At 44.1% G+C, this 15,305-nt stretch carries 12 protein-coding genes and 2 pseudogenes; 11 read left to right on the top strand and 3 right to left on the bottom strand.

The window, feature by feature from the left end; all coding sequences use genetic code 11:
• The first annotated feature begins 9 nt into the window (after nt 1–9).
• Together tdcB and QSV55_RS01780 are read left to right on the top strand one after the other, a co-directional pair.
• On the top strand, nt 10–1,050 hold the full coding sequence (tdcB, locus tag QSV55_RS01775) for a bifunctional threonine ammonia-lyase/L-serine ammonia-lyase TdcB (RefSeq protein ID WP_289650447.1): 1,041 nt from the start codon (nt 10–12) through the stop codon (nt 1,048–1,050).
• A 109-nt stretch (nt 1,051–1,159) separates the two neighbouring features.
• The gene (locus QSV55_RS01780) at nt 1,160–1,822 is read left to right on the top strand and encodes a YjjG family noncanonical pyrimidine nucleotidase (protein WP_289650448.1); all 663 of its coding nucleotides are present in this window, start codon (nt 1,160–1,162) and stop codon (nt 1,820–1,822) included.
• A 108-nt stretch (nt 1,823–1,930) separates the two neighbouring features.
• Here the strand turns inward: QSV55_RS01780 and QSV55_RS01785 are convergent, their stop codons facing one another.
• A complete protein-coding gene (locus tag QSV55_RS01785; RefSeq protein ID WP_289650449.1) occupies nt 1,931–2,557 on the bottom strand; it encodes an NAD(P)H-binding protein in 627 nt (208 codons plus the stop codon).
• Nucleotides 2,558–2,690: 133 nt separating this feature from the next.
• Nucleotides 2,691–4,031, bottom strand: coding sequence for a branched-chain amino acid transport system II carrier protein (gene brnQ, locus QSV55_RS01790; protein ID WP_289650450.1), 1,341 nt, complete (start codon nt 4,029–4,031; stop codon nt 2,691–2,693).
• 145 nt (nt 4,032–4,176) lie between these two features.
• Between brnQ and QSV55_RS01795 the strand changes: the two are divergent.
• The 7 genes and pseudogenes from QSV55_RS01795 to QSV55_RS01825 form a co-directional block, all read left to right on the top strand.
• Nucleotides 4,177–5,307, top strand: a pseudogene (locus QSV55_RS01795) (SulP family inorganic anion transporter); the annotation flags it as partial.
• 450 nt (nt 5,308–5,757) lie between these two features.
• Nucleotides 5,758–6,057, top strand: a complete 300-nt coding sequence (locus QSV55_RS01800; RefSeq protein ID WP_289650451.1) for a metal-sensing transcriptional repressor — start codon at nt 5,758–5,760, stop codon at nt 6,055–6,057.
• Nucleotides 6,058–8,445, top strand: coding sequence for a heavy metal translocating P-type ATPase (locus QSV55_RS01805; RefSeq protein ID WP_289650452.1), 2,388 nt, complete (start codon nt 6,058–6,060; stop codon nt 8,443–8,445).
• A gap of 71 nt (nt 8,446–8,516) precedes the next feature.
• Nucleotides 8,517–9,062 (top strand): transposase, encoded by a 546-nt coding sequence (locus QSV55_RS01810; RefSeq protein ID WP_289650453.1) that lies wholly within the window; start codon nt 8,517–8,519, stop codon nt 9,060–9,062.
• A gap of 77 nt (nt 9,063–9,139) precedes the next feature.
• Nucleotides 9,140–9,916, top strand: a pseudogene (locus QSV55_RS01815) (IS3 family transposase); the annotation flags it as partial.
• Nucleotides 9,917–10,031: 115 nt separating this feature from the next.
• Nucleotides 10,032–11,081 carry a S66 family peptidase gene (locus QSV55_RS01820; protein WP_289650454.1) on the top strand — a complete coding sequence of 350 codons (1,050 nt, stop codon included), beginning with the start codon at nt 10,032–10,034 and terminating at the stop codon, nt 11,079–11,081.
• Nucleotides 11,059–11,490 (top strand): hypothetical protein, encoded by a 432-nt coding sequence (locus tag QSV55_RS01825; protein ID WP_289650455.1) that lies wholly within the window; start codon nt 11,059–11,061, stop codon nt 11,488–11,490. Before QSV55_RS01820 ends, QSV55_RS01825 begins: the two co-directional genes overlap by 23 nt.
• 34 nt (nt 11,491–11,524) lie before the next feature.
• Here QSV55_RS01825 and QSV55_RS01830 read toward each other — a convergent pair whose 3' ends face one another.
• The gene (locus tag QSV55_RS01830) at nt 11,525–11,878 is read right to left on the bottom strand and encodes a DUF2200 domain-containing protein (RefSeq protein ID WP_289650456.1); all 354 of its coding nucleotides are present in this window, start codon (nt 11,876–11,878) and stop codon (nt 11,525–11,527) included.
• Between the two features lie 305 nt (nt 11,879–12,183).
• On the opposite strand from QSV55_RS01830, the gene QSV55_RS01835 reads away from it, so the two are divergent.
• The gene (locus tag QSV55_RS01835; protein WP_289650457.1) at nt 12,184–13,998 is read left to right on the top strand and encodes a M30 family zinc metallopeptidase; all 1,815 of its coding nucleotides are present in this window, start codon (nt 12,184–12,186) and stop codon (nt 13,996–13,998) included.
• A gap of 86 nt (nt 13,999–14,084) precedes the next feature.
• Nucleotides 14,085–15,293 carry an NADH:flavin oxidoreductase/NADH oxidase family protein gene (locus tag QSV55_RS01840; protein WP_289650458.1) on the top strand — a complete coding sequence of 403 codons (1,209 nt, stop codon included), beginning with the start codon at nt 14,085–14,087 and terminating at the stop codon, nt 15,291–15,293.
• Nucleotides 15,294–15,305 lie beyond the last annotated feature (12 nt).

Genomic DNA, 15,305 nt, shown 5'->3' on the forward strand with positions numbered 1-15,305 from the left:
GAACTTATCATGACAACCAATCCACTTGTTTTACAGACCGCACATATCGTCAATATCGGTGACATCGAAGCAGCTAAAGCACGCATCAAACCATATATTCGTGAAACCCCGATGATTCAGTCGATGTACTTAAGTCAGAATGTCGTTAAAGGGAACGTCTACCTCAAACTTGAAAATATGCAGTACACCGGCTCATTCAAATTCCGGGGTGCTAACAACAAGATTAACTCCCTGACAGAAGAACAGAAGGCGAAAGGCATCATCGCAGCATCGGCGGGTAACCACGCCCAAGGTGTTGCACTGACGGCTAAACTGATGGGGATTAAAGCGACCATTGTGATGCCTGAGACTGCACCTATAGCGAAGCAGAAAGCGACAGAAGGATACGGCGCAACCGTTGTGCTGAAAGGTGATAACTTCAATGAGACGCGTCTTGCGATGGAGGAAATGGCACAAGAGACCGGTATGACCATCGTCCACCCATATGATGACCGTGAAGTCATGGCGGGGCAAGGCACAATCGGCCTTGAAATTCTGGATCACATCTGGAATGTGAATACAGTCATCCTGCCGGTAGGTGGCGGCGGTCTGATTGCGGGTATTGCCACGGCACTGAAATCATTCAACCCGTCCATTCATATCATCGGCGTCCAGTCAGAAAATGTCCATGGCATGGCGGAATCGTTCAAGAACCGGAAGCTGACGGAACATCGCGACGGTCCGACACTCGCAGATGGCTGTGACGTTAAGATCGCAGGTGATAAGACGTATGAAGTCGTCAAACACCTGGTCGATGAATTCATCCTTGTATCTGAAGATGAAATCGAACACGCCATGAAAGACCTGATGCAGAGAGCTAAAATCATCACTGAAGGCGCAGGTGCCCTGCCGACAGCAGCACTGCTCAGCGGAAAAATCGATAAAGAATATCTGGAAGGCAAGAACATTGTCGCACTTGTATCAGGTGGTAACGTAGACTTGACACGCGTCTCAGGTGTGATTGAACATGGTCTGAAAATAGCGGACACCAGTAAAGGTGTCGTAGGCTGAATCAGCAGGAACGCTCCTCTCGTTATGAGAGGAGCGTTTTTTACTTTTACAGCCAACAGATTGCTGCTTAATTAGTTATAATAGAAGTAAATCGAAATGAGAGAGACGCATGTATAAACATATTTTTTTCGACTTAGACCATACCTTGCTGGATTTTGCGGCGGGTGAACACATTGCTATTACACAAGTGATTGAATCTGAAGGGCTGACGATGACTGCTGAACGCTTCCAGCAGTATCAGTCTATCAACAAAAAGCTCTGGCAGGCGCTTGAACGCGGTGAAATAAAGAAAGATGAAGTGCTGACAAGGCGATTCAGTGAATTCTTTCAGCTGCAGGCTATCACAGTGGACGGGGTCTTAAAGGAACAGATCTTCAGGACCGCCATTAATGACAGCCATCAGTTATTACCGGGTGCCATAGACATACTGGAGTACCTTAAGGACAAACCAGTTATATTGTCATCAGCGACTAATGGGGTGTATGCAACGCAGATGAAGCGGATGAAAGAGGCAGGGATTTATTCTTATTTCAGTCATCATTTTATTTCCGAGGAAATCGGCTATTCAAAACCACAGCCTGAATTCTTTGCCTATGCTCTTAAGAACGCGAATGCTAAACCAGAAGAAGTGCTGATGGTAGGAGATTCCATAACATCGGATATCGCGGGTGCTCAAGCAGCGGGCATAGATAGCTGTTATATTGGGCGTGAGAAAGTAGACGCTACTTATTCAATCAGCCATCTGATGGAGCTGACAGACATCATAAAATAAGATGAGGTGAATGAAGTGACATTACGTGGGTCAAAGAGCTGGAAAGCAATCAGCAGTTAAGTATTGTTGCACAAAAAGAAGCACATCGATTTTCGATGTGCTTCTTTTTTAGACGTTCTTCATGAGTGTAGCGATATCTTTATCGCCGTTGCTGATCGTCACTACTTTACCGATTGTGTTATCTTCTTCAGCAAGTGCTGCCAGAGCAAGTCCGACGTCTGGTATAGCTACAGTCTGTTCGGTCGCGTGGTCACCTTTACCATTGCCAGCTTCTTCTTCAAGTGCCACAGCCTGCAGAATCGTATAGTCCAGTTGTGTGCTGTCCATTAAATATTTATCCGCCAGGAATTTAGCTTCATAATATTCTCTTAAGTCGCTGTAAGGCTTGTCGTCCCATGCATCCGGGTTAAGTGATTCATAAGCACTCAGCATGATGTAACGCTTGATATTATTTTTCTCTGCTGCAAGCATCGTGCGTACTGCGCCGAAAGCATCGATCTGTAGTAAATCTTTGCCACGTGAACCTGCAGTGAAATAAACAATATCCACTTTACCGATTGCTTCTGCAATAGCACTCACTGAGTCAGTTAAATCAAGCTTAACTGTCTGAAATCCATCTGCATCGATTTTCTCGGGAGAACGGCTGCCCACTATGACGTTATGATTATTGTCTTTAAGCGTCTTTGCTAATTCCAGTCCTACTCGGCCGCTGCCACCTACGATAAATATATCCATGATATCAACATCCTTTCTGAATTAGGGCCATTGTATAATTTAGGGATGAGGGAAGCAAATATTTGGATTATAGTATTCGATAAATGACAGAATTAGCAGGGTAAGGACTTTGTAAATCTCTTGCTATTCCCGATCAGTCATTCTGATACTTGATCGGTGCCTGTCTGGTCATTAAACTCATCAGATAGCTGATAATGATGATAGACAGCGCAATAGGTAGCCATTCCAGTGAAATACTGTAGAAAGGTAGTTTATCGAGTCCTGCTATAGACAATAAGTGATGACGGTGCATCATATCGACGATAGAAAAGATGATCATACAGACGACGGTTACGCGTTGCACGAAAGGCTTCATCGGTATGATGGCGGCAAGTAATATCAGCAGCATCGTCGTGATTGCTACAGGATAGATCAGAGAGAGGACCGGCACTGACATTCTGATGACCTGGTTAAGTCCTAGGTTCGACAAGATAAAACTGATGAACGAGAAGCTGTAGACGAACGTTTTGTAAGGTATCTTCGGCACAATAGAATGGAAATACGTGCTGACTGCAACAATCAATCCAGTGGCTGTTGTCAGACAGGCAATGGTGACAGCAAGTCCCAGTAAAATACGGCCGAAGCTACCGTAGCCGAGCTGTGAGATATGCGTCAGAAGATAGACGCCTAGATTCTTATCATTCGTCGTGATATCTGCCATTTGTGCTGTGCTTAAGTTCACATGGTTGCCGATGAATGCAAGCGAGACATAGACAAGGGCCAGTAACGCACCTGCTGATAGGGCAGCCAGTGTAACTGACTTGAAGAGCTGCTTTTTATCACAGATACCACTCAGCTTGATACTGTTGACGATCAGTATAGAAAAAGTGATAGCCCCCAGTGCATCCATTGTCAGATAACCTTCAGATAAACCGTTTGAGAAACTGGCAGGTAGTGTAGGGAACATCTCCTGATTCCCTGCAGTCTGCGGCGCCTGTCCTAACAGAAAGAAGCCTCTGATGACAATCGCTGTGATGATAAGGAGCAGGATAGGTGTCAGCAATGAGCCGATGCGGTCAACGAGTTTAGTCGGGTTGAGCGAAATATAAGTCACGAGGGCGAAGTAGACGAGTGAAAAAAGCGCTAGACCGACTGCGCCTGGATTTTGAATCGCTGAACCAACAGTCAGTTCATACGCTGTTGTCCCGGTTCTCGGAATAGAGAACAGAGGACCGATGACGATATATATAGTAGAGAGCAGTAAGATAGAATAAAGCGGACTGATCTCATTCAGTGCACCTTCATAGCCACGTTTATCGAGCGCACCGACGATAACACCGATTAAAGGGAGGCCCACACCTGTCAGGACGAATCCTATCATAACAGGCCAGAAGAAATGCCCGCTTTCCAGACCAAGCTTCGGTGGGAAAATAAGATTCCCTGCGCCGAAGAACATGGCGAATAACATAAAACCGATACTTAATTGTTTTTTCATAGTCATTTCCTTTTTATTGATTTTAAAACCTCTAGCATTATAACACTTTAAAGTGCGATTAACTAGGGAGGCTCTTTTTATTTTCTGACAACTTAACGACTGTTGATATGCTATACTCTAAGCTGATATTTTAACGGAGGTTACAATGAATAATTCGATAAAAAAAGAATGGCTTACACGTCCGGGAGCCAATATATTAGCGGGCATCGTAGTCTCACTCGCCCTTATTCCTGAAGTGATTGCCTTTTCGGTGATTGCAGGTGTGGATCCCATGGTTGGCTTATATGCTTCATTTGTGATTGCGCTGACCATTGCATTTACAGGCGGGAGACCTGCTATGATATCTGCTGCTGCCGGTGCAATTGCTTTACTCGTCTTTCCCCTCGTACGTGATCATGGTGTGCACTACCTGTTTGCAGCGACCATTCTAATGGGCATGATCCAGATTATCTTAAGTCTGCTGAAAGTGGGCCGTCTGATGAAGTATATCCCGAATACAGTGATGATCGGGTTTGTGGATTCTCTCGCCATCCTGATTTTCCATTCGCAGCTGCAGCATATATTTGGTTTATCACGTGAGACTTATCTTTTCACTGCAGTGACCATTTTGATTGTCTACTTCGTTCCAAAGTTTTTCACAAGAATACCTGCACCGTTAATCGCAGTCGTTCTGTTGACCACTGCTTCTATTATGACGGGTGCTGATGTGCGAACGGTTGGCGATTTAGGGGACATTAAACGCACGCTCCCTCATTTCTTGGTGCCAGATGTACCTTTCAATATGGAGACACTGCGAATCATTCTGCCATATTCTCTTTCCATGGCGGTGGTTGGCTTAATAGAAAGTCTGCTTACTGCTCGAATCGTTGATGAAACACTTGATTCAGACAGCGATAAAAACCGTGAGGCAGGTGGGCAAGGTATTGCTAACATTATTTCAGGGTTTTTTGGGGGTATCGGCGGCTGCGCAATGATCGGACAGTCTGTGATGAACTTGAAGTCAGGCGGAACATCGAGACTATCTTCCTTAACAGCAGGTGTCTTCCTGATGTTCATGATTATGGTACTGGGTGATTTTCTTGTTCAGATACCCATGGCGATATTAGCGGGTATCATGGTGGTCGTTGCTTTCAGTACATTTGAATTCAAGACGTTCCGGTTGATGAAGCGGGCGCCAAAAAAAGATGTCCTGGTGATAATGGTGACCATCATTCTTGTTCTGCTGACACATAATCTGGCAGCAGGTGTGATTGTCGGCAGTGTCCTGAATCTGTTGTTGAAGGGAAAAGAACATACTGCGTTTCATACGGATTAAATCGAGGCTACGTAACGTCCCGCAGAAGCGGTTTGCGGGACGATACTCAGGAAGAAGAGTGGCCTGCCGCTCCGTAACGTCCCGCAGAAGTGGTTTGCAAGACGATACTCAGGAAGAAGAGTGGCCTGCCGCTACGTAACGTCCCGCAAAAGCGATTAGCGGGACTTTACCCTGTGCAATACTCTTCTGATCAGTAAATTAAATAAAGAAAAATAGCGATATACGCTGAGTTTTATCAGGTATATCGCTGTTTTTAATTTCATATATCCAGGCTATACGATGAAGCAACGGATCAATTCATGTAATTTGACATATACCACAGGGGGGTATAAGATATAACTGTAGATAAGTTCTATCTTATATTTTTTGGGCGGAATTTATACCCCCCGATCGTATGAAAGGAGTGTCCAGATGTCTGAAGAACATAATTATACTGTGACGCCGAGGAATACAGAAGAGAAAGAAAAGATGCTGAAACGGCTGAAGCGTATAGAAGGGCAAGTCCGTGGCATCCAGAAGATGATTGAAGAGGACCGCTACTGTGTCGATATTCTGATCCAGATCAGTGCGATTGAGTCGGCCCTTAAGCAAGTCGGCTTCTCAGTGACGGAGCGTCATATGAATCATTGTGTGGCGGATGCCATTCGTAAAGGTGAAGGCGAAGCATCCATCGATGAACTGATGAAAGTATTACGACAATTCGGAAAGTAGGTGTCAATATTGAAACAAGTGACCTTACCTATTGAAGGCATGACCTGTGCAGCGTGTTCAACACGTATTGAGAAGGTGCTGAATAAGATGGACGGTGTGGATGCCAAAGTCAATTTAACCACTGAACAGGCGGCGATTGTTTATGACAGTGACAAAGTAACTGTGGATGACCTGAGCACAAGAATCGAGAAGCTGGGCTATCATGTCAAGGCGACACAAAGTGAGTTTGATGTCATGGGCATGACCTGTGCCGCTTGCTCCAGCCGGATTGAGAAAGTGCTGAATAAGCAGCCGGATATTAAAGCGGCGACAGTCAACCTGACCACTGAAAGCGCAGTTGTGGAATATTATCCGGGTAATATGGACGACACCGCAATCATTGAACGCATCCAGAAGCTCGGTTATGACGCCAAAGTCAAATCAGATGATGCCGAAAAAGTGGATGCCAAAGAAGAGGCGCTGAAGAAGAAAAAATACAAACTGCTGCTATCAGCTCTGTTATCATTACCGCTCTTTCTGACGATGCTGACCCATATTTTCGGCATTCATCTACCGCATATCATGATGAATCCGTGGTTTCAGTTCATCCTGGCCCTGCCCGTGCAGTTCATCATCGGCTGGCAGTTTTATGTGGGTGCCTATAAGAACTTAAGAAGCGGCGGTGCGAACATGGATGTGCTCGTCGCACTCGGTACAAGCGCTGCCTTTTTCTATAGTCTGTACGAGGCAGTGAAGACGATCGGACATCCGGACTATCAGCCGCATCTCTATTTTGAGACGAGTGCCGTGCTCATTACACTGATTCTGTTCGGCAAGTACCTGGAAGCACGTGCTAAATCACAGACAACCCGTGCGCTCTCTTCACTGCTGAGTCTGCAGGCAAAGGAAGCGAGAGTTATCCGCAATCATGAAGAAGTGATGATGCCGGTCGAAGAAGTGAAAGCGGGAGACATGCTAGTCGTCAAACCTGGTGAGAAGATACCCGTTGACGGTATCATCATAAAGGGTCATACAGCAATTGATGAGTCGATGCTGACAGGGGAATCAATCCCTGTTGAGAAAACGGTGGAAGATGCGGTGATCGGCGCGACGCTTAACAAGAATGGACATATCACCATGCGCGCGACGAAAGTCGGACGGGATACAGCGCTTCAGTCTATCGTCAAAGTCGTTGAACAGGCGCAAGGCTCTAAAGCACCGATTCAGCGGCTGGCAGATGTGATTTCAGGCTATTTCGTGCCGATTGTCATCAGTATCGCCGCGCTGACCTTTCTGATCTGGATACTCTTTGTGACACCAGGTGCGTTTGAACCGGCGCTGGTCGCAGCGATTGCAGTCCTTGTGATTGCCTGTCCGTGTGCCCTGGGACTGGCGACACCGACTTCGATTATGGTCGGCACAGGACGTGCAGCTGAACAAGGGATTCTCTTTAAAGGCGGCGAACATTTAGAGCGGACACATGCGATTGATACGATTGTCTTAGATAAGACGGGTACGGTGACGAAAGGGAGACCGGAAGTGACTGACTTCACGGGTGACGCTGAGACGCTTCAGTATCTCGCATCCAGTGAAAAAGCATCTGAACACCCGCTGGCCGCAGCCATCGTCGATTATGCAAGGGAACAGCAGCTCACTTTAAAAGAGATAGAACAGTTTGAAGCAATACCAGGCCACGGTATCAGCACACAGATTGAAGGACGGTGTATTCTGATTGGTAACCGCAAGCTGATGACAGATCAGCATATTGATGTGTCAAATGTAGTTGATGAGATGGCTCGTTATGAAGCGCAGGGTAAGACCGCTATGCTGATTGCGGTGGATGAACAGATCAGAGGCATCGTCGCAGTGCAGGATACAGTGAAAGCAACAGCTGCAGCTGCGATTCATGAGATGCAGGAGATGGGTATTGATGTCATTATGCTGACAGGTGATAACGAGCGGACAGCGAGAGCCATTGCGCAAACTGTCGGCATTGACGAAGTCATAGCGCAGGTACTTCCAAGTGAGAAGGCAGAGAAGATCAGACAGCTGCAGGCAGCAGGACGAAAAGTCGCGATGGTCGGTGATGGTGTCAATGATGCGCCGGCTCTTGCAGTCGCTGATATCGGTATCGCCATCGGTACGGGTACAGAAGTGGCGATAGAAGCGGCAGATGTGACCATACTCGGCGGCGAACTGACACTCATTCCGCAAGCCATCAAAATCAGCCATGCGACCATCCGTAACATCAAGCAGAACTTAGGATTTGCATTCGGCTATAATATTCTCGGCATTCCGATAGCAGCACTAGGCCTCCTGGCACCATGGATTGCAGGGGCTGCCATGGCGCTGTCTTCAGTCAGCGTTGTCACCAATGCACTAAGACTGAAAACCATAAAGATCAAGTAATAAAAACGCATGCTGAACTGTACTGCACCCCAAAAGTTAGACCTAAAATCTAACGTTTGGGGTGCTTTTATTTGGCTAAATATGATCTGGAATTCAAGATGAAAGTAGTAAATGAATATATCAATGGTCCGGGAGGATATAAGACAGTTGGTGAACGCCATGGAATTGGACATGCAATGGTTCGAAAATGGTATCTGGCTCACTGTGCCTCCAGCATGGAAGGACTGGAACGTAAAAAAACAAGAACGAAATATAGTTTAGAAGATAAAATTGCTATACTGAGATGGATGAGGGAAAATGATGCTTCACTGACCATCAACTCCGCCAAATTCCGCATCAATAATCCGTCTCTTATCGCTGCCTGGAGAATTGCTTTTCGCAGGCATGGTATAGATGGATTGACTGAAAAGAGGAAAGGACGTCCATCGATGAAGAAACCAAAGAAAGTTGATAAGCGCAAAACTGACTATGTCAAAAATCTTGAACACGAGAATGAACTCCTTAGAGCTGAGCTGGCCTACATAAAAAAGTTGAAAGCTTCAGGGATAAATATACCGAGCCGACTTCTAAAATCGAATCACGGGTCATTAAGGAACTCAGAAAAGAATTCAGATTAAAGGTTATCCTTGAAGCACTTAATTTTCCGAAGGCGACATATATGTACTGACAGAAACAGTTTGATAAAGAAAATGAAGACCAGGAGATAGAGGACGAGATCAAAAAGATTTTCGAGGAGAATGACGGGAACTATGGGTACAGGAGGATGACAGGCGAGCTGAGAAGGAGAGGCCACCTGATTAACCATAAGAAAGTTCAAAGAATCATGCGTAAATTCAAGCTGAAATCCATCTCATTCACAAGAAAAAGCAGAAGATATTCTTCTTATAAGGGGACGATTGGACGTATCGCTGATAATCTGGTAAACCGCCGGTTTGATACAGGTATCCCCTATCAAAAGATAACGACTGATACATCAGAGTTCAAATACCATTATCTGAATGAAAACGGTAAAGTTTGTATCGGCAAGCTTTACCTCGATCCTTTCATGGATCTGTTTAACAGAGAGATCATCTCATACTGTATATCCGGAAGACCCAATTCCGAAGCCGTTTTGTCAGCTCTTTCTGAGGCAATCGCAGTTACTGATGCATGTGAATTCAGGAGGACCTTTCATAGTGACCAGGGCTGGGCCTATCAGATGGGCGCATATACACGCAAACTCAGTGATAACGGAATATTTCAGAGTATGTCGCGCAAGGGCAACTGTCTAGACAATTCTCCTATGGAGAGCTTTTTCAGTGTCCTGAAGCAGGAAATGTTCCATGGAAAAATATACGAAAGCTATGAGCAGCTGGAAGAAGCAATCCACAGCTATATATGGTATTACAATAATAAGCGCATTAAATCTAGACTGAACTGGATGAGCCCGGTAGGGTTCAGAGAGAAAACTCTAAGTCTGAAAACTGCATAAAAAAAGGAATGGATTTCTCCATTTCAAAAAAGTCTAACTTTCGGGGGTCACTTCACACTACAAACTAGCATGCGTTTTTATATAATATAATGAAACAAGTGAAGGGGATGGTTCAATGATTAAACCGGCAAAATTGAAGCGAGGAGACACTGTAGCTATAGTGTCATTGTCAAGTGGTCTTGCAGGCGAAGAAAATATCAAGTGGCGGACAGAACAAGGTATTCAGCGGCTGGAGAAAGTATTTGGCCTACGGGTGAAAGTGATGCCCCATGCATTAAAGGGCATTGAATACCTTTACCAGCACCCTGAAAAGCGGGCAGAGGATTTGCACCAAGCATTGCAAGATGAAGAAGTGAAAGGAATTATCTGCGCGATCGGCGGATACGAGTCAATTAGATTGCTGCCATATATCAATTTTGACATTCTTAGAAAAAATCCAAAAGTATTCTCTGGTTATTCTGATTCAACCATTCAGCATCTCATGTTCTATCGAGCAGGAGTATCTAGTAGCTATGGTCCGGCTTTACTAACTGATTTCGCTGAAAATATCGCGATGGACGAATATACAGTAGATTACATCAGAAAGACATGGTTCAGCAGTGAAGTGATAGGAGAAATAACACCAGCAAAACAGATCAGACAGTATGGCCTGAAATGGGAGCCTGAAAATCAATTTAAAGCACGTGATATGATTACAAATGGGGGCTATGAAGTTTTGAACGGCAGCGGTAAAGTGCAGGGGCATTTAATCGGTGGTTGTTTAGAAACATTGGCGAGTTTAAGAGGAACTTCTCTTTTCCCGACACTAACAGATTTTAAAGGAGCCATATTTTTTGTTGAGACATCTGAGGAATATATCACGCCGATTGACCTAGAGAGTGAGCTCAGAACTCTTGCAACGATAGGCGTATTTGAGCAGATAAATGGTGTCATTGTAGGGAAACCGCAGAATAATGTCTACTACGAAGAATACAAGGGGGTCTGGCAGACTATTATGAATGAATTTGGTTATCATGATTTACCTATCTTATACAACGGCAGTTTCGGACATAATGAACCTAAATGCATCTTACCATATGGACTTCAGGCAGAAATTGATGTCAACCGTCAGACGTTTAAAATACTAGAGGCAGCGGTAAAAAATGAAAGTAATCTTATCAATTGATGAATTAGGATTAACACAGCTTTATCTAAATCAAAGAAAAGTGGAAGCTGTTACAAATTGGCTAAATGAAAATTCAGTAACTTCAACAGTTGTAACAGTTATTTATTACAGAAACAAGCCGTATTTAATTGATGGGCATACAAGAGCATTTGTTGCTTATGGTAATGGAACAAGACAGATTATAGCTGAAATATATGAGGCTGATTTAGATACAGCTGAACTGCAGTTATATTTAACGTGTATAAAATGGTGTCAGGAACAAGGACTTTATCATATTGCAGATTTAAATACGCGAATTATCTCTGAAGAGGTATTTAGTGAAAAGTGGATTCATCGTTGTACAAATTGGATGGATCAAATGGAAAATGAAAAGGAGAGGTCCTTTTTAAATAGTGGCTATAAAAAATAAATAGATGTTAAAAATCCGACCAGGTCGGATTTTTTTATTTCGGTTGTCTTTTAATTTTTTCAATGGCTTTACCTTTTGCGAGTTCATCCACCAGTTTGTCCATATACCGTATTTCTTTCATCAGCGGCTGCTGAATTTCAGCAATTTTGACGCCGCAGATGGAACCTGTGATGAGATGGCGGTTCTCATTCAGCCGGGCGTTGTCATAAAATTCACGCATCGTGCGATCATTCGTTTTATAGTTATCCAGTTCTTCCTGACTATAATTGGTCATCCAACGAATGATTTCGTCCAGTTCTGCCTGTGTCCGATTTTTGCGTTCAACTTTCTTAAGTAAACTGCCATAGATTGAAGAAAACGTCATATTATAAATTCTATGCTGGTCCATCTGATCACCTCATTCTTATTATAATGGATAGCTCTGTTTTGTCATTTAAAGTATCTAATTAAATATTCATAAATGCATAATTTAAAGCTTTATTATTTAAGAAATAAGTAATAGAAAGTGTTCAATTCAAAATCAAGCTGTCAACCGGAAAATATATTCTTGAAAAGTCCTTTTGTAACAACTTTTGTCTATTATATGGAAATATTTAATAAATATTGGTTTATTTATAAAATATGTTTACTTAAATAAATATTATGCTTATAATAATTTTGAAATATTGAATCACTACTTACTGGAGGCTGATCATGATTATGAAAAAGTTAGATAAAGGATTTGCGCGAGCGCTTTTAGTGACATCGTTATGCTTTACATCAGCGGTACCGTTTTCTCAACCGGCTCTCGCAGTGACAGAGCAGGGGACAGTAGCGGAGTATGAAGAGCTTGCAACCAATCAGACCATTACTTTACGCGATAGTCTTTATGAAAAGCATTACTTGAAACTGACAGACATTCGAAGTGAGAACGGGAAAGTTAAACTGGTATTTGATTACAATTCACGCTCAATTATCAAAGATTCTTATTTAAATGCGAAATTACTGGTGCAAAACAATGGTCTGAAGACTGTCCAGACATTGAGTAAGAACGTAAAAAGAAAATCTTCTGCCCAGTTCGTCTTTACGGTTGATCAGCGTAAGCTTAAACAAACAGATGGTTCTCTCTTTATTCAGTTCAATGTAGCGGAAGCTGCGAAGTCATTCAGCGGCGATAATGTCAAGAAGCTGAAAATCGCGCTTGAAGGGGCACCTGCTACAGAGTTGCCGACAACAGAAGCGCCGACAACAGAGGCACCTACATCTGAAAATCCAGCTGAAGGGCCAGGCTATGTGGTCGTTAATAATGAACGTGTTGCAACAACCCGCGGTTCTGAAAGTACGGGGATGGATGTGCAATCTGTCGTGATGAAAAACGAGATGAACACGATTATTCCTCAGGAAAAGCCGATAATGATTGATAAAAATATTGAACTGACGCAAGCGGATAAAGAAGCATCGGAAGTCAACTTGAGTCGTTCGCAGCAGCGTTCATTATCTGATTATCAGGTAGGAGATTCACGGACATTCAACACCGTGAACATCTCTACCAACCAGGCGGAATCTACACGCGCACAGCTGCAATATGCAGGGACAAAGGCACTTGTATGGGTGGCGGATTCCAATGTAACGCAAGCAGATGCTGAGAAACTGGGTAAGGAATTTGATGCGAATATCGCACCGCTTATTCATAATAATTTCGGCACGGAATCTGACGTGGATGGCAACGGTAAGGTTAATATTCTCTTATATGATATTAAAGATGGTTTCGGCGAACAGTCACGCAGCTATGTCGGTGGTTATTTCAGCGGCCGGGACTTACTGAATGTAGCAGGTTCTAATAAAGGTGAGATTTTCTATATGGACACTTATCCTTCGATGGGATATGTGGATAAAACTAAAAAAGATGTCACTCAGATTTATTCAACTGTTGCTCATGAATTCCAGCATATGGTGAACTTTAACAAGAAGTATTTAGAACAGGGTCAGCCGATGGATACTTATTTGAATGAAGCATTCTCGATGGCGGCAGAACATATTTACTCAGGTCCTATCAGTGACCGTATTGATTACTACAATAATTCGAAATCCATTCAGAATGGTCATTCACTTACAATTTGGTCGAACGCCGGCGATACTTTATCAAATTATTCTCTTAGCTATCTGTTCGGTCAGTACTTAAATGAGCAGGCAGGAATCGGTGATAGAGTCTATAAAGAAGTAATCAATTATAACGGCAATACGCATGATTCACTGCAGCATGTGATTCATCAATATATCGATCCGAATAAAACAGTGGCTCAGTTTATGACGGACTTCCGTGTAGCTCTCCTGAAAAAAGAGCCGCAAGGGAAATTCAGTCTAGGCGATGAGCAGGAGTTCCAGCGTCTGAATACATTGGTGGCTGACCACGTTCCGGCGCAACTGGAACCGCAGGCATCTGTTGTCTTCAAGGTGGAGGACTTAAGCCGCTTTGAAGCACCTGCTAATAAAGGTACGAATATCAGTTATACAAAAGTAAGCGAATAGACAATGCGCATCATTCTGCGGAATGATGCTTTTTGATTTCAAATGTTATATGAAATCATTACAATGAAAGCAAAGGAGGGTTCTTAATGACCAATCAATTATTTGAACCATTGACGCTGAAGAGTGGAGTGACCATTAAAAATCGTCTCTATAAAGGAGCCATGAGTGAAGCGATGGGCACGAAGGAGCTGGGACCATCTGAAGAACTGATACATGTCTATCATCGCTGGGCTCAAGGGGGTATCGGCTTAGCTCTGACAGGCAATGTCATGGTCGACAGTCGATACTTAGGTGAACCGGGTAATGTAGTGGTGGAAGATTCAAGACATCTTGCTATGCTGAAACGCTGGGCGGAAGCTGGTAAGGAGAACGGCAGTCAAATCTGGATGCAGATCAACCACCCGGGTAAACAAAGCCCGAAATCTATGACAAAAGAACCCATTGCCCCGAGCGCAGTGGCGATTACCGGTAGTGCAGCAGGTGGTTTCAATCCGCCACGTGAGATGACGACTGAAGAGATAAAAGAGACAGTTCAACGCTTTGTGACAACAGCGACCATCGCTAAGGAAGCCGGATTTACAGGTGTGCAGATTCACGGTGCCCATGGCTATCTTGTCAGCCAGTTCCTGTCGCCGCGTGATAACCGCCGGACAGATGAATATGGAGGCTCTCTTGACAACCGGATGCGCTTCTTAGTGGAAATCTATCAGGGCATGCGTGAAGCATTAGGGGAAGACTATCCGATCAGCCTGAAAATCAATTCAACTGACTTCAAAGAAGATAGCTTCACTGAAGAGGAGTCCACTCTGGTCATCAAGAAAATGGCTGAACTTGGCATGGATCTAGTGGAGATTTCAGGTGGCGATTATGAGAAACCGAAGATGATGAGTGACGGTGAAGTCTTCTTCCTTGATTATGCTGAGAAAGTCAGCCGTGAAGTGGATATACCGATTGCAGTCATTGGCGGTTTCCGTAAAGAGGAAAGCATGGTAGATGCGATTGAAAAAACAAATGTGTCCATGATCGGACTTGCGAGACCCCTTGTTTTAAGACCGGACCTGCCGAACCGTCTGAAGAATGGCACTTACCGTGAAGTAGTATTACCAAGGCTGTCTACAGGTGTTAAGGCGCTTGACGCAGCCATTGGCGGCTTTGCCGGACTGACATACTATGAACAGCAGATTAGTAGACTGGGCCAAGGTCTACCGCCACAGAAACATACCAATGCATGGTCACCGCTTTTCCATCTTGTGAAAAGTCACGGTCCGGCTGCCCTCTCACCGAGAAGACGCTGATTGAATAAAGCC

The organism is Macrococcus bovicus (assembly GCF_030376725.1).
Classification (GTDB): domain Bacteria; phylum Bacillota; class Bacilli; order Staphylococcales; family Staphylococcaceae; genus Macrococcus; species Macrococcus bovicus.